Origin of the sequence: Streptomyces sp. MUSC 14, from assembly GCF_001866675.1 — a bacterium.
Taxonomy (GTDB): domain Bacteria; phylum Actinomycetota; class Actinomycetes; order Streptomycetales; family Streptomycetaceae; genus Streptomyces.
Genome location: NZ_MLYN01000019.1, coordinates 253174 through 277120 on the forward strand (window position 1 = coordinate 253174; position 23947 = coordinate 277120).

A 23947-nucleotide genomic window follows, 5' to 3' on the forward strand; every position below is an offset into this window, starting at 1 on the left:
GGCAAGAGAAGAAGGGCAACGTCATGCATCACACCGTGGTGGAGCGGGAGCTGGAACTGAAGCTCATCCTGTCGCCGGAGCGCAGCATCCCGGTACCGGCCCGGCTCGTCTACCGCGCCGAGGATCCGTACGCCGTGCACATCACCTTCCACATCAACTCCGAGTCCCCGGTCCACTGGACGTTCGCCCGCGATCTGCTGGTGGAGGGGGTGTTCCGGCCGTGCGGGCACGGGGACGTGCGGGTGTGGCCGACGAAGGCCGACGGGCGCAGCGTCGTGCTGATCGCGCTCAGCTCGCCGGACGGGGACGCGCTGCTGGAGGCGCCGGTCCCGCAGGTGTCGGCGTGGCTGGAGCGGACGCTGACGGCGGTGCCGCCGGGGACGGAGGGCGAGCAGCTGGGCATCGACGACGCCCTCGACCAGCTGCTCGCCCAGTGAGCCGACGGGGACCCGGGGGCTCAGAACAGCTTGCCCGGGTTGAGGATGCCCAGCGGGTCGAAGGCGTGCTTCACCGCGCGCTGCATCTCCACCCCGACCGGGCCGATCTCCCGGGCCAGCCACTCCTTCTTCAGGACGCCGACGCCGTGTTCGCCGGTGATGGTGCCGCCCAGCTCCAGGCCGAGGGCCATGATCTCGTCGAAGGACGCGCGGGCCCGCCGGGACTCGTCCTCGTCCTGGGCGTCGAAGCAGACGGTGGGGTGGGTGTTGCCGTCGCCGGCGTGCGCGCAGACGCCGATCGTCAGGTCGTACGCGGCGGCGATCCGCTCGACGCCTTCGAGCATCGCGCCCAGCCTGGAGCGGGGCACGCACACGTCGTCGATCATCGTCGTGCCCTTGACCGCCTCCAGCGCGGTCAGCGAGAGCCGCCGGGCCTGGAGGAGGAGTTCGGACTCGGCGGCGTCCTCGGCCGGGACGACCTGGGTGGCGCCGGCCGCCTCGCACAGGGCGCCGACGGCGGCGAGGTCGGCGGCCGGATCCGGGGTGTCGAAGGCGGCCAGCAGCAGCGCCTCGGTGGTCTCCGGCAGACCCATGTGGGCGAGGTCGTTGACCGCCTTGACGGTCGTACGGTCCATCAGTTCGAGGAGGGAGGGGACGTGACCTCCCTCCATGATCCGGCAGACGGCGTCGCAGGCCGCCGCCGCGGACGGGAACTCGGCGGCCAGCACCAGCTGCTGCGGCGGCTTCGGCTTCAGCGCGAGGACGGCCCGGACGACGATGCCGAGGGAGCCCTCGGAGCCGACGAAGAGCCGGGTGAGGTCGTATCCGGCGACCCCCTTCGCCGTGCGGCGGCCGGTGGACATCAGGCGGCCGTCGGCCAGCACCACGTCCAGGCCGAGCACGTACTCGGCCGTGACCCCGTACTTCACACAGCACAGGCCACCGGAGGCCGTGCCGATGTTGCCGCCGATGGTGCACATCTCCCAGCTGGACGGGTCCGGCGGGTAGTACAGGCCGTGTTCCTCGACCGCGCGGGAGAGCGTGGCGTTGACGACGCCCGGCTCGACCACCGCGATCCGGTCGACGGGGCTGATCTCCAGGATGCGGTCCATCCGGGTGAGGGACAGCACGACGCAGCCGTCGGTGGCGTTCGCGGCGCCGGACAGACCGGAGCGGGCGCCCTGCGGGACGACCGGGACGCGCAGCTCGGTCGCGACGCGCATGACGTGCTGGACCTGTTCGACGGTGCGGGGCAGGACGACGACGGCGGGGGCGCCGGCCGGGCAGAAGCTCGCCATGTCGCGGGCGTAGGACGCGGTGACGTCGGGGTCGGTCAGGACGGCCTCGGCGGGCAGGCCGGCCAGGAGCCGGTCGGTGAGGGTGCTCGTCTCCGCGGTGTCCTCAAAGCGAGGGGCTTCGATACGGCTCATGATCACAGCGTGACACTCACGGCCATCGGTGTGAACCCCGTACCGGCCTCCCTTGGGCCGCCCGGATGTGCTCGTCGTACTGACGCACAGTGAGCGCCATGGACAACCGACTGACCATGCCGGGTACGTGCCGGGTGTTGTTGCTGGCTCTGCTGGCGGCCGGTGTCGCCGTGGCCGCGGTGCTGACGCTGCTGCCGCGGGAGCGGCCCCGGACGGTGGTCCGGGCACCGGCCGCCGGCCCGGGCGCGCCGCTCACGCGGGCACGGGCGGTGCCGGGCGGCGCACCCGCGATGCAGCCGCCCAGGATCACCGTGTAGGGAACTAGGGGACTAGAGGTTGCCCCGCTTCTCCTGCTCGCGCTCGATCGCCTCGAACAGGGCCTTGAAGTTGCCCTTGCCGAAGCCCATCGAGCCGTGCCGCTCGATGATCTCGAAGAAGACCGTCGGACGGTCCTGGACCGGCTTGGTGAAGATCTGCAGCAGATAGCCGTCCTCGTCGCGGTCGGCGAGGATCTTCAGCTCGCGCAGGGTGTCGATCGGCACGCGGGTGTCGCCGACCCACTCGCCGAGGGTGTCGTAGTAGGAGTCGGGGGTGCTGAGGAACTCGACACCGGCGGCGCGCATGGTGCGTACGGTCTGCACGATGTCGTTGGTGTTCAGCGCGATGTGCTGGACGCCGGGGCCGCCGTAGAACTCCAGGTACTCGTCGATCTGGGACTTCTTCTTGGCGATCGCGGGCTCGTTGAGCGGGAACTTCACCTTCAGGGTGCCGTCCGCGACGACCTTAGACATCAGGGCGCTGTACTCGGTGGCGATGTCGTCGCCCACGAACTCCTTCATGTTCGTGAAGCCCATGACGTTGTTGTAGAACGCCACCCACTCGTCCATCTTGCCGAGCTCGACGTTGCCGACGCAGTGGTCGATGGCCTGGAAGGTGCGCTGGGCGGGCTGGGCGACCATCGGCCGGGCGGCGACGTAGCCGGGCAGGTAGGGGCCGTCGTAGTCGGTGCGCTCGACGAGGGTGTGGCGGGTCTCGCCGTAGGTGGCGATCACGGCGAGGACGACGGTGCCGTGCTCGTCCTTCATCTCGTACGGCTCGGCGAGCGAGCGGGCGCCGTGCTCGACGGCGTAGGCGTGGGCGGCGCGCGCGTCGGGGACCTCGATGGCCAGGTCGATGACGCCGTCGCCGTGCTCGGCCACGTGCCGGGAGAGGAACTCGCCCCAGGGGGTGCTCGGCCTGACCACCGAGGTGAACACGAACCGGGCGGAGCCGTTCTCCAGGACGTAGCCGGCGGTCTCGCGGCTGCCGTTCTCCGGTCCGGAGTAGGCGACCACCTTCATGCCGAAGGCAGTGGAGTAGTAGTGCGCCGCCTGCTTGGCGTTGCCCACGGCGAAGACGACCGCGTCCATTCCCTTGACCGGGAAGGGATCGGCCTGCCGGGCGGTGTCGGGGGTCTGGTGTGTGGTCTGCTGCGTCATGGCGGAAGCGTGGCCCCGCTCTGCAAGGTGCGCAATAGTTTGCGTATCTACTGGGCAGTCTGCATAGCGGTACGGGCGTACCGGCGAGCTTTCTGTACAGGATGACCATCCCTGGAGGTGCCGTGGCGATCGATCATCTGGACGGGCGGATCATCGTGCTGCTGGCGAACGAGCCGCGCGTCGGGGTGCTGGAGATGTCCCGGCGGCTGGGGGTGGCGCGCGGGACCGTGCAGGCGCGTCTGGACCGGCTTCAGTCGAACGGAGTCATCCGCGGATTCGGTCCCCAGGTGGAGCCGGCGGCCCTCGGCTACCCGGTCACCGCGTTCGCCACGCTCCAGATCCGGCAGGGTCAAGGCCCCGACGTCCGGGCCCACTTGACGACCGTGCCGGAGGTGCTGGAGCTGCTGACCACGACCGGCAGCGGGGACATGCTGTGCCGGCTGGTGGCCCGGTCGAACGCCGATCTTCAACGGGTGATCGACCGCGTCGTCGGCTTTGATGGCATCGTCCGGGCCTCCACGGCGATCGTCATGGAGAACCCCGTTCCGCTGCGGATCATCCCGCTGGTGGAGCAGGCCGCCCGGGACAGCGAAGGGACGTGACCTGTAGCGGCGTGACCGGTCTGGGGTGAGCGCGGGTGAACTTCTGGGAGTACCTGGGCAGTCGTCATCAGCAGCTGCTCGCGGACGCCTACCAACACGCCAGCGCGGTCTTCCAGTGCATGGTCCTCGCGACCGTCATCGGGGTGCTGATCGGGGTCGTCACCTACCGCTCCGACTGGGCGGGCAACCTCGCCACCACCGCCACCTCCACCGTGCTCACCGTCCCCTCCCTCGCCCTGATCGGTCTGCTCGTCCCGCTCGTCGGGCTGGGCGTGCCGCCGACGGTGATCGCGCTGACCCTGTACGGGCTGCTGCCGATCGTGCGCAACGCGATCGTGGGCCTGCGCGGGGTCGACCCGATGCTGGTGGACGCGGCCCGGGGCATCGGCATGTCCCGGGCGATGCGGCTGGTGCGGGTGGAGCTGCCGCTGGCCTGGCCGCCGATCCTGACCGGTATCCGGGTCTCCACCCAGATGCTGATGGGCATCGCCGCGATCGCCGCCTACGCCTCCGGCCCGGGACTCGGCAACGAGATCTTCCGTGGGCTCGCCTCCCTGGGCAGCAAGAACGCGCTGAACCAGGTGCTCGCGGGCACCCTCGGGATCATTGTCCTCGCGCTTCTGTTCGATGCCGCGTACGTCCTGATCGGGCGGCTGACCATCCCCAGGGGGATCCGTGTCTGAGACCGCCGCCCAGGAGACGACCGCGCACGGCGCCTCGATCGAGCTGGAGAACCTGACCAAGCACTACCCGGGCAGCGCGCAGCCGGCCGTGGACAACGTGAGCATGGAGATCAAGGCGGGCGAGACGGTCGTCTTCGTCGGCCCGTCCGGCTGCGGGAAGTCCACGACGCTCAAGATGATCAACCGGCTGATCGAGCCGACCGGCGGCCGGATCCGGATCGGCGGCGAGGACGTCACCGACATCGACCCGGTGAAGCTGCGCCGCAAGGTCGGCTACGCCATCCAGTCCGCCGGTCTCTTCCCGCACATGACCGTCGCCCAGAACATCGCCCTGGTGCCGAGGATGATCGGCTGGCCGAAGGCACGGATCCGCGCCCGGGTCGAGGAGCTGCTCGACCTCGTCGGGCTCGACCCGGGCGAGTTCCAGGGCCGCTATCCGCGCCGGCTGTCGGGCGGGCAGCAGCAACGGGTGGGCGTGGCACGGGCGTTGGCGGCGGATCCGCCGGTGCTGCTGATGGACGAGCCGTTCGGCGCGGTCGACCCGATCACCCGCGACCACCTCCAGGACGAGCTGATCCGGCTCCAGCACGAACTGCACAAGACGATCGTGTTCGTCACCCACGACTTCGACGAGGCGATCAAACTGGGCGACCGGATCGCCGTCCTGCGCGAACGCTCGCACATCGCCCAGTTCGACACCCCGGAGGCGATCCTCACCAACCCGGCCGACGACTTCGTCTCCGGTTTCGTCGGCGCGGGCGCGGCCCTGAAGCGGCTGAACCTGACCCGGGTGCGGGACGTGGAGATGCGGGACTACCCGACGGTGACCGTGGACACCCCGCTGCAGCAGATCTTCGGGCATCTGCGCTCCAGCGGAGAGAGCGAGATCCTGCTGCTCGACCGGCGCCGGCGCCCCTACAAGTGGCTGCGCCGCGGCGACCTGATGCGGGCCAAGGGCTCGCTGGCCCGCGCGGGCACGCTCGTGCACGACACGGTGACCCGGGACGGCACCCTGCGCGACGCGCTGGAGGCCGTGCTCACGGACAACGCGGGCCGGGTCGCGGTGACCGGCAGACGCGGGGAGTACCTCGGCGTCGTCGACATGGAGACGCTGATGAACTCCGTGCACGAACTGCTGGAGGCCGACCGGCTGGACGCCATCGAGCACCAGCACGAGCTGGAGGAGGCCCGCACCCAGCAGACCCACCAGGAGCAGGAGGGTCCCGGAGGGGTGAGGAAGGCATGAGCACTCCCGCGGGCAAGGTCCCGTCCGGCAAGGCGCCGTCCGCCGCGCGCCCCGCCGGCGAGCACGAGGTCGAGGGGCTCGCCTTCCGCGACGAGGGCGAGGCCGAGCAGGAGGCCCCGCCCCCGGCGCAGGGCCCGCCCGTCCGGCGGGTGACCTGGCAGCGGCTGACGTTCCTGCCGGCGTTCCTCGTCGCCGTACTGCTCGCGACCTGGCTGTGGTTCCGCCAGGCGCACCTCGACACGATCTCGAAGAACGCGCTGTCGAACGGCCAGGTCTCCAAGGCGCTGTGGCAGCACGTGGAACTGACGGTGATCTCCACCTTCTTCGTGCTGGTCATCTCGGTCCCGCTGGGTGTCGCGCTCACCCGGCGGTCCTTCCGCAGGGCCACCCCGGTGGCGCTGACCTTCGCCAACATGGGGCAGGCGACGCCCGCGATCGGCCTGCTGGCCCTCCTGGTCATCTGGCTCGGCACGGGCACGAAGGCCGCCCTGATCGGCATCATCGTCTACGCGATCCTGCCGGTCCTCTCCAACACCATCGCCGGTCTGCAGGCCAACGACCCGACGCTGCTGGAGGCGGCCCGCGGCATCGGCATGTCCCCGCTCGGCGTGCTCGCCCGGGTCGAACTCCCGCTCGCCGTCCCGCTGATCCTCGCGGGCGTGCGCACGGCCCTGGTCCTCAACGTCGGCACGGCGGCCCTGGCGACCTTCGGCGGGGGCGGCGGCCTGGGCGTGCTGATCACCACCGGCATCACCACGCAGCGCATGCCGGTGCTGGTGCTCGGCTCGGTCCTCACCGTGGCGCTCGCCCTGCTGGTGGACTGGCTGGCCTCGCTGGCCGAGGCGCTGCTGCGGCCGCACGGCCTGGAGGTGGGCACATGAGACGCGGTGCGTGCCTGGCGCTGGCCGGGCTGCTGCTCGCCTCCGGCTGCGGGCTGACCAGCGGCTCCCCCATGGCCGACGACGTGGGGCCGGGCACGATCGGCGCGGGCGGGCCGCTCAAGGGGGCCCACATCACCGTCACCTCCAAGGAGTTCACCGAGCAGCTGATCCTCGGCGCGATCATGGGGATCGCCTTCCAGGCGGCCGGCGCCGACGTGCTGGACCGCACCGGCATCCAGGGGTCGATCGGCGCGCGGGAGGCGGTCAAGGGCGGCACGGCGGACGCGCAGTACGAGTACACGGGCACCGCCTGGATCACGTACCTCGGCCACAGCGAGCCCGTCCCCGACCCGCGGAGGCAGTGGCAGGCGGTGCGCGACGCGGACCTGCGCAACGGGCTGACCTGGCTGCCGCCCTCGCGCCTGAACAACACCTACGCGCTGGCCATGAACCAGGCCAACTTCAAGAAGTACGGCACCACGACCCTCTCCCAGGTGGCCGCGCTCGCCGCGAAGAACCCCGGCGCCGTCACGCTGTGCGTGGAGAGCGAGTTCGCCAACCGCGCCGACGGACTGCCCGGACTGGAGAAGGCGTACGGGATGAGGATCCCGGCGGGCAACGTCACGCAGATGGACACCGGGATCATCTACACCCAGGTGGCCAAGGGGAAGTGCACCTACGGGGAGGTGTTCACGACCGACGGGCGCATCAAGTCGATGAACCTGGCGGTGATGGCGGACGACAGGAAGTTCTTCCCGGACTACAACGCCGCCCCGGTGGTCAACAGCAAGGTCCTGAAGCAGTGGCCGGCCATCGCGCGCGTCATCGAACCGGTCACCAGGAAGCTGGACAACTCGGTCGCGCGGACCCTGAACGCCAGGGTGGACGTGGACGGCCAGGACCCGCACCAGGTGGCGCTGGACTGGATGCGGCAGCAGGGCTTCGTGAAGTAGCGGCCCGGCGGCGGCCGTTCAGCAGCTCGGGACCGAACCCTTGCCGCTCTCCAGGACGTTGAGGGCGTTCACCGCGCCCTTCAGCGTGGTGACGGGGACCAGCTTGAGCCCCTTCGGCAGGTCCGCCTCGGCGTCGGTGCACTCGGCCTTCGGCACCAGGAACACGGTCGCGCCGTCGCGGCGGGCGGCCTGCGTCTTCAGGGCCACCCCGCCGACCGCGCCCACCGTGCCCTCGGCGTCGATCGTGCCCGTGCCGGCGATGTTCCGGCCGCCGGTGAGGTCGCCGCCCTTGCCGTCACCGTGCAGCTTGTCGATGATCCCCAGCGTGAACAGCAGGCCCGCGCTCGGCCCGCCCACGTCGGCGAGCTTCAGCGTGACCTTGACCCTGTCGGCGCTCAGCCCGAGGTACGTCAGCGCCGCCTGGGTCGCCGCGTCCTGGGACTGCTGCATCTGCGCCTGGTTGTGCTGCTCGATCTCCTTGACGGTGTCGCCGCTCGGGTAGACGGCGTCGCGCGGCATCACGGCCCGGTCGGTGCGGAACCAGTTGCCGATCACGTCCCCGAGGGACACCCGGGCGTCCGGACCGGTCGCCATGATGGTCACCATCCGCAGCTGCCCGCTGGTCCTGCGCACGGGCGCACCGGCGACGGTGATCACCTGGGTGCCCTGGTTGGTACCGAGCACGTTCGCGGTCATCCCGGGCTGGGCCACCGAGAACGGCAGCGGCGCGAACACCGCCGTGGCGAGCAGGGCCACGACGGGCAGCGCGCAGACGGCTACGGCCTGGGGACGAGTGAGACGTGAGAGCACGGGTTCAATCTAACGCGACCGCCCCGGGCGGCCCGCGCCACGTGTCCCGTACGGCGTACGTACCGGGTCCGCCGCACGCCGTACCGCCTCACGCCGTATACAGGTCCCGGCGCTGCCGGGTGAACCGGCGCAGCGCCTCCGGCAGCGGCTCGACGCCGATCCCGGGCCCGGTCGGCACCGGCAGATGCCCGTCCGCGTCGAGGACGAACGGCTCGGTGACGTCCTCGGCGAAGTAGCGGGCGGAGGCGGAGGTGTCCCCGGGCAGCGTGCAGCCGGGCAGGGCGGCGAGGGCGAGGTTCGGGGCCCGGCCGATGCCCGTCTCCAGCATGCCGCCGCACCACACCGGCACCCCGTGCGCGTGCGCCACGTCGTGCACCCGGCGGGCCTCCAGGTAGCCGCCGACCCGCGCGGGCTTGACGTTCACCACCCGGCAGGCGCCCAGCGCGATCGCGGACGCGGTGTCGCGGGCGTGGTGCAGGGACTCGTCCAGGCAGACGGGCGTGGCGATGCGCTGCTGGAGCCGGGCGTGGGCGTACAGGTTGTCCTCCTCCAGCGGCTCCTCGATCAGCAGCAGCCCGAACTCGTCGAGGCGGCGCAGATGCTCGGCGTCGGCGAGCGTGTAGGCGGTGTTCGCGTCGACCTGGAGGGGCAGGCCGGCCCCGAACCGCTCGCGCACCGCCCGCACCGGCTCGACGTCCCACCCCGGTTCGATCTTCAGCTTGATCCGGACGTACCCCTCGGCGAGATACCGCTCGACGTCGTCCAGCAGCTCGGGCACCGAGTCCCTGATCCCGACCGACACCCCGGCGGGCACCCGGTCCCGTACGGCACCCAGATACGTCGCGAGCGGCATGCCGTAGGACCGCAGCTCGGCGTCGAGCAGCGCCGTCTCCAGGGCGGCCTTCGCCAGCTCGTGCCCCTTGATCCGGGCCAGCGCGGGGGCGAGGGCGGCGGTGGTCGGGTGCGGCAGGGCGGCCGCGCGCGGCACGAGGAAGTCGCGCAGCACGATCTCGGCGCCGGCCACGAACTCCGGGCAGTACAGCGGCTCGGGGTCGGCGGCGAACTCCGACCAGCCCTCGGCCGCGTCCGTGACGACGTGGAGGAGGAAGGTGTCCTTGGCCGTCATCGTCCCGAAGGACGTACGGAACGGGGTGACCAGCGGGATCGCGACGTGCACGATCTCGACGCGTTCGAGCCTCATGCCCCGGCCTCCCGGGTGAGCGTGTACCAGCCGTCGCGGGACATCCCGGTGGCCCGGAACCCGTCCGCGAAGGCCGGCACGAACACCTCGCGCACCGCGTGCCGCCAGCGCAGCGCGAGCGCCGGATCGGCGGCGCGCAGCGCGACGACGTCGGGCGGCACCCGGCACCACAGGTGCCGGTCGTCCCGGCGGACGAGGGGACCGCCGTCGGGGGCGACGGCGACGACCTGACCGTGCGGTCCGGTGTCGTACGACCGGTCCTCGCCACCGTACGGCCGAGAGGGCGCAGCCAGCTCCCAGGTGACCGTCAGCCGGTCGCTCTCGTCCCCGTCGTTCACGCCGTCGGCCATCGGGCCGTAGAAGTCGACCAGGTACTCCGTGCCGACGGCGCCCAGCTTGGCCAGGTTGAAGCGGGCGTTGCGGCCGACCAGCGGGTCGAAGGTCCAGCGCATGGTGCGGGCGCCGAGCCCGACGGCCCACTCCCGCTGGGCCCGCTTCACCGCGTGCCCGAGCCCCCGGTCGGCGGCGGCCACCAGCGAGTACGTGTCGCGCCCGGCACCGGGCACCGCGACGGCCGCACCGGCGAGCCGCCGCCCGTCGTGGGCGGCGTGCACGGCGCCGCCGGCGTGCACGAGGCTGTGCAGGACCTCGGCCGGGTAGGGCGGGGCGGCGCGGGGCGTGCGCCAGACGTCGCTGAAGTAGTCGGCGACGGCGGCGAGCCCGGCGACGTCACGGACGGTACGGATGGTGGGTCCTGCGGTCATGCCACGAGTGTCGGGGCGGCCACGCCCGCGCGCGTTGTCCGAACGGCCAGGACGGGCGTACGTTCGTTGCACGACCGGCCAAGATCTGCGGCCGACGTGTGTGGCCTCGGGAGGTGTGCCGATGAACGGCGCCGGCGTCTGCACCCTCGGCGATCTCCTGGACGCCGTCGGCGGCTCGGCCCTGCGTCTGCTCGCCGCCCCCGCCGGGCCGGGCGTCCCGGTCACCGAGGTGGTGCTCCACGACGACTGCGACGACTCCGGCGCCCCGCCGCCCCCGCTGCCCGGCGCGCTGCTGCTGGCGGTCGGGGTGCCGGCGGCGCAGACGGAGCCGCTGCTGCGGGCGGCGGCGCGGGCCGGGATGGCCGGGGTGGTGGTACGCGGCGCCGACGGGCCGGTCGCCCGGGCCGAGGCGTACGGGGTGGCGCTGCTGTCCGTGCCGCCCGACGCCGCCTGGCACCACGTGCACCTGGAGCTGGCCGCGGCCGTCGCCGCCCGGCCCGGCGCGGGCGCGGGCGCCGACGGCGGGGCGCTCGGCGACCTGTTCGCACTGGCCGACGCGATCGCGACGGCGACCGGCGGGGCCACGGCCGTCGAGGACCCCGGGCAGCGGATCCTCGCCTACTCGGCCGTCCCCGGCCAGCCGGTGGACGAGGACCGCAGGCAGGGCATCCTGGGCCGGCAGGTCCCGGCGAGCGCCGAGAACGCCGAGCAGTACCGGCGCCTGTTCGCCGCGGACCGGCCGCTGCGGCTGCCCGCGCTGCCGGGAGCCGGCCTGCCCCGGCTGGCGATGCCGGTACGGGCCGGCGGCGAGACGCTCGGCTCGGTGTGGGTGATCGACGGCGGCGCGCTCGCCCCGGACGCCGAGGAGTCTCTCGCCCAGGGCGCGTCCACGGCGGCCCTCCTCCTGCTGCGGGCCCGCGCGGCCCGCGAACTGGCCCGGCACCGGGGCGGCGAACTGCTGCGCCGCCTGCTCGACGGCACCGCCCCGGACCCGGCAACGGCAGCCCGGCGCCTGGGAGTCACGGCTCCGGCCAGGGTGGCGGCCTTCGCCCTGGACCTGGACCGCGGCGGCAGCGTCCCGGACGCCGAGCGCACGGCGCTGCGCCTGCTGGACGCCGTACGGCTGCAGTGCGAGGCCCGGTACGGGCGGCACGCGGGCGTCCTGCTGGACGGGGTGGTGTACGCGGTGCTGCCCGCCCCCGGCGAGCGGCACAAGCAGCTCGCCGAGGACATCGCGGCCCGGGCCGGGCGGGCGCTGCGGGTGCCGGTGCGCGCGGCGCTCGGCGAGCAGGTGACGGCCGCCGCGGAGCTCGCCGCCTCCCGGGCGGACGCGGACCTGGTGCTCCGCGTCCTGGACCCGACGACCCCGGTGGCGACGGCGGACGAGGTCCGGCCCCGGATCACGCTGCTGCGTCTCGCCGAACTGATGGGCGGGCAGCGGGAGTTCAGCGAGGGAGCCTGGCGCCGGATCCTCGTCCACGACGCCGGTCACGGTACGGAGTACGCCCGTACGGTGATGTCCTGGCTGACGGCGTCCTGCGACATGTCGGCCGCGGCCGAACTCCTCTCCGTCCACCCCAACACCGTCCGCTACCGCCTGCGCGGACTCCGGCAGCACACCGGGGTGGACCTGACGGACCCGGACGAACGCCTGGTGCTGTGGCTCCAGGCGAGAGTCCTGGGCGACGGACCCGACGGGCCCGACAGGTCCTAAGCGGGTCCGGCGAAGTCCGGTGCGGTACGGCAGCGCGCCAAAGGGGCGCGGGGCTGTGTTCGACATGCGGCTGCCGCCGCGCGGGCGCGACCGGCCACGACGGACCTGCACACGCGCGACGGCGCATCGCGGCCCCGCGGCGGAGCCGCACATCGGCACAGCCGGCGGAGCGCTCAGCGGCCCCGACGGGCACGGGTCACCGCAGGGCCTCGGCCACTTCCCGGGCGGCCTCCATCACCCTCGGCCCCACCCGCTCCGGCACGGAGTCCGCCAGCATCACCACGCCCACGCTGCCCTCGACCCCGGTGACCCCGACGAGCGGCGCGGCGGCCCCGCTGGCCCCGGCCTCCAGCTCCCCGTGCGTCAGCGTGTACCCGGGATCGGCGGCGGACGGCTGCCGGGCGGCCAGGATGGCCCGCCCCGCCGCACCCCGGTCCAGCGGATGCCGGAAACCGGCCCGGTACGCCACGTGGTAGTCGGTCCACGTCGGCTCGACCACGGCGACGGCCAGCGCCTCCGTACCGTCGACCAGGGTCAGATGGGCCGTCGCGCCTATGTCCTCGGCGAGCGAGCGCAGCGCGGGCAACGCGGCCTCCCGGACCAGCGGGTGCACCTGGCGGCCGAGCCGCAGCACCCCGAGGCCGACCCGGGCTCGTCCGCCCAGGTCACGCCGTACGAGCGCATGCTGTTCGAGGGTGGCGAGCAACCGGTACACGACGGTACGGTTCACGCCCAGTTTGGTGGACAGCTCGGTGACGGTCAGCCCGTGGTCGGTGTCGGCCAGCAGCTTCAGGACACGCAGTCCCCGGTCGAGCGTCTGGGAGGTCTCCGCGGTCACGACGCCCACTCCTTTGGTGGTGAGGCCGGCGGGCCCCTGAGCGGCGGATGCGTGGCCGAGTCCCGTCGGCGACGCGTTCAGAGGCCGCCGATCGGCAGAACGGCTCCGGCGGCTCCGGGCCAAGGTCGCTTCACGGCTGCGCTCCGCGGCGACGCTGCCACGGGGCGTTGCGTAGCGGGACAGTAGCGAAGCTGGTTCGCTGAGCGGAAGTCTCCGTCCAGAATCCGGGCAAGACGAGATCCGGCCTGCCTGGATTCGTCCGGATACGGGGTCCGGGGCGGAGTGTCACCGCATGCGCGTGGCCCACTCCTGCACCTTGTCGATCCGCTGCTTCAGCTGTCCCGCCGTCGCCTCCGCGCTCGGCGGCCCCCCGCACACCCGCCGCAGCTCGGTGTGGATCACCCCGTGCGGCTTGCCGCTCTGGTGGACGTACGCGCTGACCAGGGTGTTGAGCCGCTTGCGCAGCTCCATCATCTCCTTGTGGGAGACCACGGGCCGCCGCTCGGCGGGCAGTTCGAGCAGGTCGGCCTCGGTGTCCGGCTTCTTCTTGCTGTGCGCGATCTGCCGGGCCTGCCGCTTCTGGAGCAGCAGCTGCACCTGGTCGGGTTCGAGCAGCCCCGGGATACCGAGGTAGTCCTGCTCCTCCTCGCTCCCCGGGTGCGCCTGCATGCCGAACTCGGCACCGTCGTACAGGACCCGGTCGAAGACGGCCTCGGACTCCAGCGCCTCGAAGGAGAACTGCTCCTGCTCGCCGGTGTCCTCGTCCTGCTGCTTGTTCGCCTCCTCCATCTCCTTCTCGGATTCGGCGTACGGGTCCTCCTCGCCCTCCTTCTTCGGCTTGTCGAGGGCGTGGTCCCGCTCCTTCTCCATCTCGTTGGCGAAGGTCAGCAGGTCGGGCACGGTCGGCAGGAACACGGACGCGGTCTCGCCCCGCCGCCGGGACCGCACGAAGCGCCCGACGGCCTGCGCGAAGAAGAGAGGGGTCGAGATGGTCGTCGCGTACACGCCCACCGCGAGGCGGGGCACGTCCACGCCCTCGGACACCATCCGGACGGCGACCATCCACCGGTCGTCGCCCTCGCTGAAGTCGTCGATCCTCTTCGACGCCCCGGCGTCGTCGGAGAGCACGAGCGTGGCCTTCGTCCCGGTGATCTCACGGATCAGCTTGGCGTAGGCGCGGGCGGAGTCCTGGTCGGAGGCGATGACGAGGGCGCCGGCGTCCGGGATGGCCTTCCTGACCTCGGTCAGCCGCTGGTCGGCGGCGCGCAGCACGCTGGGCATCCACTCGCCGCGCGGGTCGAGCGCGGTCCGCCAGGCCTGGCTGACCGCGTCCTTGGTCATCGGCTCGCCGAGCCGGGCGGCGATCTCGTCACCGGCCTTCGTGCGCCAGCGCATCTGGCCGCTGTAGGAGAGGAAGATGACCGGCCGGACGACGTGGTCGGCGAGGGCGTTGCCGTACCCGTACGTGTAGTCGGCGGCGGAGCGCCGGATGCCGGCGTTGTCCTCCTCGTACGTGACGAAGGGGATGGGGTTGGTGTCGGAGCGGAACGGCGTACCGGTCAGCGCGAGCCGGCGGGTGGCGGGCTCGAAGGCCTCCAGACACGCCTCGCCCCAGGACTTGGAGTCACCGGCGTGGTGGATCTCGTCGAGGATGACGAGGGTCTTGCGCTGCTCGACGCGGTTGCGGTGCAGCATGGGCCGCACGCCGACACCGGCGTACGTGACGGCGACCCCGTCGTAGTCCCGGCCGAGCGGTCCGGCGCTGTACTCGGGGTCGAGCTTGATGCCGATGCGGGCGGCGGCCTCGGCCCACTGCTTCTTCAGGTGCTCGGTCGGCGCGACCACGGTCACCTGCTGCACGACGTGATGGTGCAGCAGCCAGGAGGCGAGCGTCAGCGCGAAGGTCGTCTTGCCGGCGCCGGGCGTGGCGACGGCGAGGAAGTCGCGCGGCTGCTCCTGTACGTACTTCTCCATCGCCCCCTGCTGCCAGGCACGCAGCTTGCTGGCGGTACCCCAGGGGGCCCGGCCGGGGAAGGCGGGCGAGAGGTGGTGGGACGACGACGTGGAGGAAGCGGAAGCGGCGGTGGTAGTCACGGTCTCCGTTTTGTGGGGCTCGTTCTGGGGGCTCGGCGCTCGGCCACGTATGACAACCGGGCCACCCTACCGGCGTCGCACGGCCGTCAACGCCCGGACGAGGGTGGGTCGCCCGCGGGTGGGATCCACATCACAGCGGCGGTGATCACCGGCGCCCCCGGGGCGTGATCGCCGGCGTGATCGCTGTCAGGCGCGCAGTCGCCGGGTCACCCACGCCCCCACCAGCGCGACCCCCGCCATCGGCAGGAAGACGGCCGCGAAGGCGAGGGGACGGGGGCCGTCGGCGGTGGTGGCCGCGGCGCTGCCGCCGCCCAGGGCCGCGAAGGCGGCACCGGTGGCGGCGAGGAGGACGACGTTGGCCAGGGCGTCGGAGATCTGGAGCGCGGCGGAGTTGGCGCCGGCCTCCTCCGGGGCGGACAGCCGGAGCAGGAGCACGCTGGTGGAGGAGATCACCAGACCCATGCCGAGGCAGCCGAAGGCCCAGGCGACGGCGACGGTCCAGACGGGCACGGCGTGCACGAGCACGCTGGGCGCGATGGCGACGGCGGCGGCGACCAGCACCATCCCGGCGGTCATCAGCCGCTCCCGGTACGGCGCCATGCGCGGCCGGGACTGCAGATACGAGCCCAGCGCCCAGGTCACCCCGCCCGCCGCCGGCGAGAACCCGGCGAGCGTCGGCGACAGGCCGCGCTGGGTGACGAGCATCAGCGGCACGAAGGACTCGGCGACGATGAAGGAACCGGCGGACAGACCGCGCAGCAGCACGACGGAGGGCAGGCCGCGGGCGGCCCGGTAGGTGCCGCGCGGGAGGAGGCCGAGGACGGCGGGCACGAGCAGGGCGGCACCGGCCAGTGCGGGGAGTACGGCGAGGGGCCGCAGGTCCTGGGCGGCGTACTGGAGGAGGCCGGCGCCGAGAGAGATGCCGAGGGCCAGCCGGATCCGCCGCCGGTCGAACGATCCGCCGGCCTGGTCCTTGTGCACCGGGCCGGACGCCCGGCGTCGTATCTGCGGCAGGGCGAGGGCGAGCGGGAGCAGGACGAGGACCGGGATGCCGAGGAAGACCCAGCGCCAGCCGAGGTGCTCGGTGACGGCGCCGGACGCGAGGGGGCCGACGACGGAGGGGACGACCCAGCCCGCCGCGAAGGCCGCCATGATCGCGGGCCGCAGCCGCTCGGGGTAGGCGCGGCCGACGACGACGTACAGCGCCACGATCACCAGTCCGCCGCCGAGCCCCTGTACGGCCCGCCCCAGGATGAACACCCACATGCTCCGAGCGGTGCCGGCGATGACGAGCCCGGCGGCGAAGCCCGCGATGCCGGCGCTCAACGGCCCGAGCGGACCACGCCGGTCGGACCACTGGCCCGAGAGCACCATGCCGAACAGGCTGGTCGTGAAGTAGCCGGAGAACGCGAACGCGTACAGCGCCACCCCGTCCAGCTCCCGCGCGGCGACCGGCATCGCGGTCCCGACGGCGGTCGCCTCGAACGCGATCAGCAGCACGACGGAGACCATCCCGACGCTGAGCGCCCGGTACGACCGGCTCAGCACGCCGCCCGTTCCACTGTCGGCGTCGGTCTCGGCGGCTTCGGTCACGACGTCGGCGTCGCGGGGCTCCAGGGCGGTCATGCCCGTCAGCGTAAGGTCCACAAGCCACGTTCACCCCTGTCGGGAGACCGGTCCGGCCTGCGACCTTGGTCGTACGCCCCCCGTTTCATGAACGCGGTATGGCAGTCGCGTTGCAGCCCGCCCGCCTCCCTTGAGCCCGCCCACCACCCCCCGTAAGTTCATCCCCACGAACACGGCCGTGTGCCCGAGTGGTTGAGGGGCTCGCCCGCGCTGCATCCATCAGCGAGCTCCGCTCGCGGGGAGTCACGTGGGTCCGATCCCCATCACGGCCGAGAAGGAACAACCGAACACGGCCGTGTGCCCGAGTGGTTGAGGGGCTCGCCTGCAAAGCGAGTTACGTGGGTTCGATTCCCGCCACGGCCTCTCCCGCGGGCGGGGTGCTTCAGAGCACTCCGCCCGCTTCGTCCTGGAAGGCTTCCGTCCAGTAGTGCCAGTCCGTGTCCGGGGTGGTGCCCGTGGGGTCCACGGACGTCAGGGTGTGGAGCATGGCCGCGGCCAGGTCCTCGTAGGTCAGGGTGGCCAGTTCGTGGTGCAGGTGGCGGTGGATGGCGCGCTCGTGGTGCAGCAGCCAGAGGGTGAAGGCGAGGGTGGAGACGTCCGTGTTCAGGGGCTGGAGCGTGGCGTCCGGCTCGCTGAAGGTCAGGACCGCGCCCGTTCTGCCGTCGACCAGCAGGCCGGCGTCCTCCAGTAGCCGGCCGAGGCGGATCAAGTGGTCGGCGTGGGCGGGGAGTTCGGCCAGGGGGAAGTCACCCGGGCGCTCCTGCGTGTAGTACTCGCGCAGGGTCGGGAGGGGGACGTCCGTGTCCGTGGAGAAGAGCACCGCCTGTTCCGGCAGGCCGGTCCCGCACAGGAAGCGGCGGGTCGGCTCGTGGGTGAGCGTCGGGGGGAAGTCGACCTCCTCGAAGCGGGTCACCCGGCCCGGTCCGAACTCCTGGTCCAGGACGCGCGCGGGGACGTCCAGGGCGAGACCGCGGGCCGTGCCGGCGCCGGCGACGAGGGAGAGCGGGCGGATCAGGGCCGCCGCCTTCCAGTACGGCGGGATCGCGCCGTTCGCGCCCTCCTCGAAGAGGGACAGCAGGCGGCGCGTGGCCTCGGCGGCCGTCTCGGGGCCGTACCGGCCCGCCAGGGAGGCGAAACGGCCGCGCAGGCCCGCGAGTTCCTCGGTGACCGCGGCGAAGCGCAGCAGCGTGGCGAGGGAGGGTGCGAAGGGGCGGGGGTCCGAGGGGTCGCAGAGGTAGGCCGTCGTGAGCTCGCCCGTGGCGCCGTCGAGCAGGATCGACTCGCGCTCCATGCCGGCCGGGTTCAGCAGCTCGCCGATGACCAGCCGGCCGCGCAGCTCCTCCGCCAGCCGGAAGGGGGCGTCGGCGGCGTCGGCGAGTGTGCGCAGGCCGTGGGTGCGCAGCGGGGAGAAGGTCAGCAGGTCGGTGGCCACGGGCAGTCCGGCGCCGCCGAGCAGGCCGCGCGTCGGCGCGTGCGTGACGTAGCGGTCCAGCTCCGCCTCCGTCAGTGTGATCGCCGTGATCCCGGTGTCGGTCGTGCTCATCGCTCCCCCGCGATCGTCCGTCCCCGTCAGTGGTCCGACGTACGTCCGTGACTGCCCGGCGTACGTCCCGGAGCGCTGCCGCCCCACTGCTCCCGCAGACTACGCCGCCCCACTGACAACGCCCCTCGCCAGGAAGGACGTCAGCCGACCCGCGGACGTTGCGCGCCGGCGCGGTTCCCCGTGCGGCCGCCGGCAGGCGTTGCGGCAGGGGCGGCCGGGTCGAACGGTACGGTCGCGCGGAGCGCTGCTCAGCGGTCCGTCGCCACCGCCGCCTGCGGGCGGATCGGGAGGCGGTTGACCGGGCGGCCGGTGGCCGCGCGGACGGCGGAGGCGATCGCCGCCGGCGCCGTCACGACCGGCACCGCGCTGACCGACTTGGCGCCGAAGGGCGCGACCACGTCCCGCTCCTCGACCAGCTTCACGATCTGGATGTCCGGCACGTCCAGGGCGGTCGGCAGGGCGTATCCGGTCAGGTCCGGGTGCCGGACCAGGCCACGCGGCGTGCGGAGGTTCTCCGTGAGCGCGATGCCCACGCCCTGGGTGACGCCCGCCTCGATCCGGGCCGCCAGCTGCGCCGGGTTCAGGATCCGGCCGACGTCCTGGGCGAGCGCCAGCTCCACCACCCGCACCGAGCCCAGCTCGATGTCGACGTCCACCACCGCGCGGATCGCGCAGAAGGCCAGTCCGACGAAGGCGTCGCCCTGGCCCGCGGCGTTCAGCGGCTCGGTGGGATGCGGGCGGCACTGCGCCGTGGCCCACAGCTCCTTGCCCTCCATCGCCTCCGTGACGGTGGTCGACAGGACGCCGTCGTACGACGTGATCTTGCCGTCGGTGATCTGGAGCAGCTCGGTGGACATGCCGAACTTGTGGGCGAGCGGCTGGAGGAGCTGGGTGCGGACCATCTTGGCCGCCCGCTCGACCGCGCCGCCCGACACCCAGGTGTGCCGACCCCGGCAGCCCGCGCCGGCCGGCGGCTGGTCGGTGTCGACCGGGGCCACGTGGACTTCCTCGATGCCGAGGGTCTCCTGGACGATCTGGCGGGCGAGGGTCGTGAAGCCCTGGCCGGTCTCCACCGCCGCGCACAGCACGGTCGCCACGCCGTCGTGGACCTTCACCGTCGCCGTGGACACCTCGTCGGCGCCCTCCGCGCCGAGCATGTGCACCATGCCCAGGCCGTAGCCGACGCCCCGGCGCACCGCGCCCGGCTCGCCCGCGCCCTCGGGGCCGCCGGGCAGCAGCCAGTCCTGCTCGGGCTCGTCCTTGGGCAGCGCCGGCAGCGGGAAGTCCCTTACCGCCTGGAGGAGTTCGGCGACCGGCGCCGGGCAGGTCACCGTCTGGCCGATCGGCAGGACGTCCCCCGTCGCGAGGACGTTGCGCAGGCGCAGCTCGGCCGGGTCCGCGCCCAGCTTCTTCGCCAGCTTGTCCATCTGGGCCTCGTAGGCGGCGCACACCTGCATCGCGCCCTCGCCGCGCACATGGCCGGAGGGCGGGTTGTTGGTGCGTACGGCCCAGCCCTCGATGAAGGCGTTCGGGACGACGTACGGTCCGCACGCGAAGGACACGGCGGCGGCGAGTGCGTCGGCGGAGGTGTCGGCGTACGCGCCCGCGTCCAGCAGGATCTGCGCCTCGACCTTCACCAGCCTGCCCTCGGCGTCGGCGTGGTGGCGGTAGCGCAGCAGGGTGGGGTGGCGGTGGGTGTGGCCGAGGAAGGACTCCTCGCGCGTGGCCGTGAGTTTCACCGGGCAGCCGGTCTTGAGCGCGAGCAGGCCGAGCGGGAGCTGGAAGCCCTGGTCCTCGCGGTCGGCGGTGGCGCCCGGCACCCCGGTGACGACGATCTTCACCCGATCGGGGGACAGGCCGTAGCAGGCGGCGGCGGTGTTGCGGTCGGCGTGCGGGTCGGTGGAGCCCAGGTACAGCTCCACGCCGCCGTCGGGGCGGGGCACGGCGAGGCCGGCCTCGGCGCCGATCGGGGCCGGGTCCTGGCGCCCTATGCGGTACAGGCCCTCGACCACGATCTCACCGGCGGCCTCCGGGTCGCCGTGGTGCAGCGGGATGTGCCGGATCAGGTTGCCGTCGGGGTGCAGCGGTTCGGCCTCGAAGGCCTGCTCCGGGTCGGTGACCGGATCGAGTACTTCGTACTCGACGATGACGGCGGCGGCGGCCATCCGCGCGGTGTCGGGGTGGTCGGCGGCGACGGCGGCGATGGGCTCCCCGTGGTGGCGTACGACCTCGGAGGCGAACACCGGGCGGTCGGGGGTGCCCCGGCCGTGGCGCGGGGTGCCGGGCACGTCCTCGTGCGTGATGACGGCGCGCACGCCGGGCATCTCACGCGCGTGCGTGGTGTCGATGTTCACGATGCGCGCGTGCGCGTGCGGCGAGCGCAGGACGGCCGCCCACAGCAGGCCCTCGGCCCACAGGTCGGCGGCGTACGGGAAGGTGCCCTCCGTCTTGGCGCGGGCGTCGGCGTGCGTCAGGGACGCACCGATGCCGTGCGACGGCTCGCCGTCGGCGTCGGGTTCCGCGGCGGTGGGCGCCATGGCCGCTTCGTTGCTCACACCTGGCCTCCGTCCTGGCCGTAGTGCTGGTCGTGCGTGCCGTGCGGATCCTGCGGGTCGTACGAACCCTGCGGTCCCGGTGTGCCGTACGGCGGCGTGCCGTACGCGTCCGCCGTGTCGCCGTAGCCGTCGTGGCCGTGCTGTCCGTCGGCTGTGCCGTGGCCGCTCCGCGGTGTGTCGAACGCGCCGGGCGCCTCGAACGCCGACGGGTGGACGCCGCCGGCGCCGGGGCCCGCCTGGTGCGGGATGCGTGCCTCGTCCGCGTCCGTTCCGTCACCGGCGGGGGCGTGGGCCGCCTCGCGCTCGGCGACGACGTCCTGGACGGCCCGCAGGACACCGCGGTAGCCGGAGCAGCGGCACAGGTTGCCGCACAGCGCCTGCCGGGTCTCCAGCTCGGTCGGCGCGGGGTTGCCCTCCAGCAGGTCATGCACGGTCATCGCCATGCCGGGCACGCAGAAACCGCACTGCACGGCGCCGCACCGGGCGAGCGCGCGCTGCACGTCGGAGGGCCGTCCGTCGGCGGCGAGGCCCTCGACGGTACGCACCTCGCTGCCGGCCGCGGTGACCGCCGGGACCAGGCAGGAGGCGACCAGCCGGCCGTCGACCTGGACGTTGCAGGCCCCGCACTCGCCCTGCGAGCAGCCGTCCTTGGCGCCCGCGAGGCCGAGCCGCTCGCGCAGCACGTACAGCAGCGACTCGCCGATCCAGGCGTCGGTGACGGGACGGTCGGTGCCGTTGACGCGCAGCACGTACGAGGCGAGGGGGTGGTCGTCGGCGGGCGGGAGCGGCGCGGCGTGCTCCTCGGCGAGTGCCGCCTCGCGCGCGGGCGCGGCGTCGTCGCCGGCGGGCTCCTCGGTGCCCGCGTCGGACGTGTCGTCCGTCGCCGGAACGGCGGTCCCGGGCGCGTCGGCGGCCCGGTCGTCCTCGTGGGCGGCGGTCGCCCGCGCGGCGTCCACGACGCCCACGGCTTCCGTGGCGGGCCCGGCGGGCGCTGTCACGGCCCGCCGGGCCTCGGTCGGCCTCTCGGGCTCCTCGTGGCCCTCGGGGCCGTCAGCGGGGCGCCCAGCGGCTTCCACGGGTGCGGGACCGTCATGGTCGGCGTGACCGTCCCGGCCGTCCGGGTCCGGCACCGCCGCCGACCCGGCCCGCGGTGCCACGGGCCCGGCGGGAGCCGGGAGTTCGGTGGGCGGGGCGGCGCCGGCAGGCTCGGCGGGCGCCGTGACCTCGGCGAAACCGGCGGGCTCCGCGGGAGTGGCGGCCTCGGCGAAGCCGGTGAACTCGCCGGTGTGAGCGGCCTCCGGGTAACCGGCGTCCGCGTAACCGGCGTCCGCCCGCTCGGGCTCGGTGTGCCCGGCGTCCCGGTGTTCCGCCGGTGCGTGACCGGCCTGCTCGTGCCCGTAGCGCTCCCCGGCGTACGCCTGTGCCTGCTCCCCGGCGTACGCCTGCGCCGGCGAACCGCCCGCCGGGTGCGCGCCGGTGTGGTCGGGCAGTGGGTGGGCGGCCGGGGGCTGCCCGTCGTCGGGACGGTGGTCCCAGGGACCGCCGGTGTCCTGGGTCGCCCAGGGCGCGGGCGCGCCGCCGGGCAGGGTGGCCGGCGGGGTGCCGCCGCCCCACTGCTCGACCAGGGACGACGTGGTGAACTCGCCCGATTCGTCCGGAAGATCGCCTTCGGCGACGGGGATCGACCACTGCCCGGTGACGTCGTGCCCGGGGACGGCGGGGGCCGCCGGGGCGCCCGGATCCTCGAAGGTCCACTGCTGGGTGGCGGCGGGCTCGTAGGTGAACCGGTCGTCCGCGCCGGGGGTCTGGGGCACGGCGTTCGGGTCGGGCCACTCGGCACCGCCCGCGGGCGCGGTCCAGACGCCGGGCGCGGCCGGGTCGCCGGCGCCGGGGGCAACCGCTATCTGCGGCGGCACGTAGCCGTGCCCCGGCGCGGCCAGCGGGGTGTCGCCGGACAGCAGGGCGTCGATGCCGCCCTCGGGAAGCTTGACGAAGGCGGTGGCGCCGTCGTCGTAGTCGCCCTGGGGCAGCGGGTCCCAGCGGCCCCCGCCCTGGGGCGTGCCCTCTCCGTGCCGGTCGTCGGCGGTCACGACAGCGCCCTCCCCAGTGCTCGTCGGGCCAGTGCGGCGACGGTGCGCCGCAGGTGCAGTACGGCGGGCGGAAGCGCGGGCACCGAGCCGTCGGACTCCGGTGCCGGGTCCGGGATGCAGGCCGCGGCGACGTACTCGCCGAAGGCGGTCAGGGCCTCCGGCACCAGCGCGCGGTCGTTGTCCCAGTCGATCAGCTGCGCGACCCACTGCTCGGCCTCCAGCGGCCGCAGCGGCATCGGCGCTATGGCGCCGACGGCGCACCGCACTCCGCGCCGGGCGGGGTCGAGGACGAGGGCCACGGAGGCCAGCGAGCGGCCGGGTCCGGTGCGCCCGGTCGCCTTCAGGAAGACCTGCGGGGCGTGCAGGAGCGGTACGCGCACGTAGCCGATGAGTTCGCCGCCGCGCAGCATCTCCATGCCGGCCAGCAGGTGCGACACCGGGATCTCCCGGCGGGCTCCGCCCTGGCCCGCGATGATCAGCGTCGCCTCCAGGGCGGCCAGCACCGGCAGCGCGTCCCCGGTGGGGGCGGCCGAGGCGATGTTGCCGCCCAGGGTGCCGGCGTTGCGGATGTGCGGCGGGCCCGCGGCGCGCGCGGCGGCGGCGAGCGCCGGGATCAGGGCCGCGAAGTCGGGGCGGCCCATGCGCGCGTGCGTGAGGCCCGCGCCGAGCAGCGCGTGGCCGTCCTGGTACTGCCAGCCGCGGATCTCGCTGATCCGCCCGAGGCCCACCAGGGCGGCGGGCCTGAGCTGGCCGGAGTTGACGGCGGCCATCAGGTCGGTGCCGCCCGCGACGGGCACGGCGGTGGGCATGGCGCCGAGAGCCGCCACCGCCTCGTCCAGCGTCGTGGGCAGCGTGACGGCCTGCGCCGCCTGCGGTGCGTGCGTGGTCAAACCGGCTGCCCCTTCCCGCTGCCCCACCTGGTCCCACCTGTGTGGCCGTACGGTACGTGCTCACAGGGCGGACGTGGCAACTCTGGCACATCTTCGCAAGGGCCGAACGCGG

20 protein-coding genes and 1 tRNA gene are annotated in these 23947 nt (G+C 73.5%); 9 read left to right on the forward strand and 12 right to left on the reverse strand.

Annotated features, from left to right (window positions below; genetic code table 11):
- Positions 1–23 precede the first annotated feature (23 nt).
- The gene (locus BIV25_RS12225; RefSeq protein WP_071372262.1) at positions 24–437 is read left to right on the forward strand and encodes an SsgA family sporulation/cell division regulator; all 414 of its coding nucleotides are present in this window, start codon (positions 24–26) and stop codon (positions 435–437) included.
- A 20-nt stretch (positions 438–457) separates the two neighbouring features.
- Here the strand turns inward: BIV25_RS12225 and BIV25_RS12230 are convergent, their stop codons facing one another.
- Positions 458–1873 (reverse strand): FAD-binding oxidoreductase, encoded by a 1416-nt coding sequence (locus tag BIV25_RS12230; RefSeq protein ID WP_071372263.1) that lies wholly within the window; start codon positions 1871–1873, stop codon positions 458–460.
- A 92-nt stretch (positions 1874–1965) separates the two neighbouring features.
- Here BIV25_RS12230 and BIV25_RS12235 point away from each other — a divergent pair, with 92 nt between their 5' ends.
- Positions 1966–2184, forward strand: coding sequence for a hypothetical protein (locus tag BIV25_RS12235; protein WP_071372264.1), 219 nt, complete (start codon positions 1966–1968; stop codon positions 2182–2184).
- 12 nt (positions 2185–2196) lie between these two features.
- On the opposite strand, the gene hppD is transcribed toward BIV25_RS12235, so the two are convergent.
- On the reverse strand, positions 2197–3345 hold the full coding sequence (gene hppD, locus BIV25_RS12240; RefSeq protein ID WP_071372265.1) for a 4-hydroxyphenylpyruvate dioxygenase: 1149 nt from the start codon (positions 3343–3345) through the stop codon (positions 2197–2199).
- A 122-nt stretch (positions 3346–3467) separates the two neighbouring features.
- Between hppD and BIV25_RS12245 the strand changes: the two genes are divergently transcribed.
- Genes BIV25_RS12245 through BIV25_RS12265 form a run of 5 tightly spaced genes read left to right on the forward strand, consistent with a single transcriptional unit; the run spans position 3468 to position 7710 of the window.
- Positions 3468–3947 carry an Lrp/AsnC family transcriptional regulator gene (locus tag BIV25_RS12245; RefSeq protein ID WP_071372266.1) on the forward strand — a complete coding sequence of 160 codons (480 nt, stop codon included), beginning with the start codon at positions 3468–3470 and terminating at the stop codon, positions 3945–3947.
- A 35-nt stretch (positions 3948–3982) separates the two neighbouring features.
- Positions 3983–4630, forward strand: a complete 648-nt coding sequence (locus tag BIV25_RS12250; RefSeq protein WP_071372267.1) for an ABC transporter permease — start codon at positions 3983–3985, stop codon at positions 4628–4630.
- On the forward strand, positions 4623–5876 hold the full coding sequence (locus BIV25_RS12255) for a betaine/proline/choline family ABC transporter ATP-binding protein (RefSeq protein ID WP_071372268.1): 1254 nt from the start codon (positions 4623–4625) through the stop codon (positions 5874–5876). The genes BIV25_RS12250 and BIV25_RS12255 overlap by 8 nt, the downstream gene beginning before the upstream one ends.
- Positions 5873–6757 carry an ABC transporter permease gene (locus tag BIV25_RS12260; protein ID WP_071372269.1) on the forward strand — a complete coding sequence of 295 codons (885 nt, stop codon included), beginning with the start codon at positions 5873–5875 and terminating at the stop codon, positions 6755–6757. The genes BIV25_RS12255 and BIV25_RS12260 overlap by 4 nt, the downstream gene beginning before the upstream one ends.
- Positions 6754–7710, forward strand: coding sequence for a glycine betaine ABC transporter substrate-binding protein (locus tag BIV25_RS12265; RefSeq protein ID WP_071372270.1), 957 nt, complete (start codon positions 6754–6756; stop codon positions 7708–7710). The genes BIV25_RS12260 and BIV25_RS12265 overlap by 4 nt, the downstream gene beginning before the upstream one ends.
- A gap of 18 nt (positions 7711–7728) precedes the next feature.
- On the opposite strand, the gene BIV25_RS12270 is transcribed toward BIV25_RS12265, so the two are convergent.
- The 3 genes from BIV25_RS12270 to BIV25_RS12280 form a co-directional block, all read right to left on the reverse strand.
- The gene (locus BIV25_RS12270) at positions 7729–8520 is read right to left on the reverse strand and encodes a S16 family serine protease (RefSeq protein WP_071372271.1); all 792 of its coding nucleotides are present in this window, start codon (positions 8518–8520) and stop codon (positions 7729–7731) included.
- Between the two features lie 88 nt (positions 8521–8608).
- Positions 8609–9721: an o-succinylbenzoate synthase gene (gene menC, locus BIV25_RS12275; protein WP_071372272.1), complete on the reverse strand. Its 1113-nt coding sequence runs from the start codon at positions 9719–9721 to the stop codon at positions 8609–8611.
- The gene (locus BIV25_RS12280) at positions 9718–10485 is read right to left on the reverse strand and encodes a chorismate synthase (RefSeq protein WP_071372273.1); all 768 of its coding nucleotides are present in this window, start codon (positions 10483–10485) and stop codon (positions 9718–9720) included. The genes menC and BIV25_RS12280 overlap by 4 nt, the downstream gene beginning before the upstream one ends.
- Before the next feature lie 121 nt (positions 10486–10606).
- Between BIV25_RS12280 and BIV25_RS54070 the strand changes: the two genes are divergently transcribed.
- A complete protein-coding gene (locus BIV25_RS54070; RefSeq protein WP_071372274.1) occupies positions 10607–12199 on the forward strand; it encodes a CdaR family transcriptional regulator in 1593 nt (530 codons plus the stop codon).
- A 196-nt stretch (positions 12200–12395) separates the two neighbouring features.
- On the opposite strand, the gene BIV25_RS12290 is transcribed toward BIV25_RS54070, so the two are convergent.
- From BIV25_RS12290 to BIV25_RS12300, 3 genes are all read right to left on the reverse strand, one after another.
- Complete coding sequence (locus tag BIV25_RS12290) at positions 12396–13037, reverse strand: IclR family transcriptional regulator (RefSeq protein ID WP_071372275.1); 642 nt, start codon at positions 13035–13037, stop codon at positions 12396–12398.
- 285 nt (positions 13038–13322) lie between these two features.
- A complete protein-coding gene (locus BIV25_RS12295) occupies positions 13323–15131 on the reverse strand; it encodes a DEAD/DEAH box helicase (RefSeq protein WP_071372276.1) in 1809 nt (602 codons plus the stop codon).
- Between the two features lie 186 nt (positions 15132–15317).
- Entirely contained in the window at positions 15318–16757 is a 1440-nt protein-coding gene (locus tag BIV25_RS12300) for an MFS transporter (protein ID WP_071372277.1), read from the reverse strand.
- Between the two features lie 291 nt (positions 16758–17048).
- Between BIV25_RS12300 and BIV25_RS12305 the strand changes: the two genes are divergently transcribed.
- Positions 17049–17120: transfer RNA gene (locus BIV25_RS12305), tRNA-Cys, on the forward strand.
- A 19-nt stretch (positions 17121–17139) separates the two neighbouring features.
- On the opposite strand, the gene BIV25_RS12310 is transcribed toward BIV25_RS12305, so the two are convergent.
- The 4 genes from BIV25_RS12310 to BIV25_RS12325 all read right to left on the reverse strand — a co-directional run bounded on the left by BIV25_RS12310 (position 17140) and on the right by BIV25_RS12325 (position 23835).
- Positions 17140–18300 (reverse strand): SUKH-4 family immunity protein, encoded by a 1161-nt coding sequence (locus BIV25_RS12310; RefSeq protein WP_071372278.1) that lies wholly within the window; start codon positions 18298–18300, stop codon positions 17140–17142.
- Between the two features lie 248 nt (positions 18301–18548).
- Positions 18549–20855: a xanthine dehydrogenase family protein molybdopterin-binding subunit gene (locus BIV25_RS12315; RefSeq protein WP_071372279.1), complete on the reverse strand. Its 2307-nt coding sequence runs from the start codon at positions 20853–20855 to the stop codon at positions 18549–18551.
- Complete coding sequence (locus BIV25_RS12320; protein ID WP_071372280.1) at positions 20852–22945, reverse strand: 2Fe-2S iron-sulfur cluster-binding protein; 2094 nt, start codon at positions 22943–22945, stop codon at positions 20852–20854. Before BIV25_RS12320 ends, BIV25_RS12315 begins: the two co-directional genes overlap by 4 nt.
- Positions 22942–23835 carry a xanthine dehydrogenase family protein subunit M gene (locus BIV25_RS12325; RefSeq protein WP_071372281.1) on the reverse strand — a complete coding sequence of 298 codons (894 nt, stop codon included), beginning with the start codon at positions 23833–23835 and terminating at the stop codon, positions 22942–22944. Before BIV25_RS12325 ends, BIV25_RS12320 begins: the two co-directional genes overlap by 4 nt.
- Positions 23836–23947: the final 112 nt, after the last annotated feature.

Coding starts and splice junctions, on each gene's coding strand:
- hppD (WP_071372265.1), bottom strand. CDS start 3,345: ATGACGCAGCAGACCACACACCAGACCCCCGACACCGCCCGGCAGGCC.
- menC (WP_071372272.1), bottom strand. CDS start 9,721: ATGAGGCTCGAACGCGTCGAGATCGTGCACGTCGCGATCCCGCTGGTC.
- BIV25_RS12260 (WP_071372269.1), top strand. CDS start 5,873: ATGAGCACTCCCGCGGGCAAGGTCCCGTCCGGCAAGGCGCCGTCCGCC.
- BIV25_RS12225 (WP_071372262.1), top strand. CDS start 24: ATGCATCACACCGTGGTGGAGCGGGAGCTGGAACTGAAGCTCATCCTG.
- BIV25_RS12235 (WP_071372264.1), top strand. CDS start 1,966: ATGGACAACCGACTGACCATGCCGGGTACGTGCCGGGTGTTGTTGCTG.
- BIV25_RS12310 (WP_071372278.1), bottom strand. CDS start 18,300: ATGAGCACGACCGACACCGGGATCACGGCGATCACACTGACGGAGGCG.
- BIV25_RS12300 (WP_071372277.1), bottom strand. CDS start 16,757: ATGACCGCCCTGGAGCCCCGCGACGCCGACGTCGTGACCGAAGCCGCC.
- BIV25_RS12280 (WP_071372273.1), bottom strand. CDS start 10,485: ATGACCGCAGGACCCACCATCCGTACCGTCCGTGACGTCGCCGGGCTC.
- BIV25_RS54070 (WP_071372274.1), top strand. CDS start 10,607: ATGAACGGCGCCGGCGTCTGCACCCTCGGCGATCTCCTGGACGCCGTC.
- BIV25_RS12265 (WP_071372270.1), top strand. CDS start 6,754: ATGAGACGCGGTGCGTGCCTGGCGCTGGCCGGGCTGCTGCTCGCCTCC.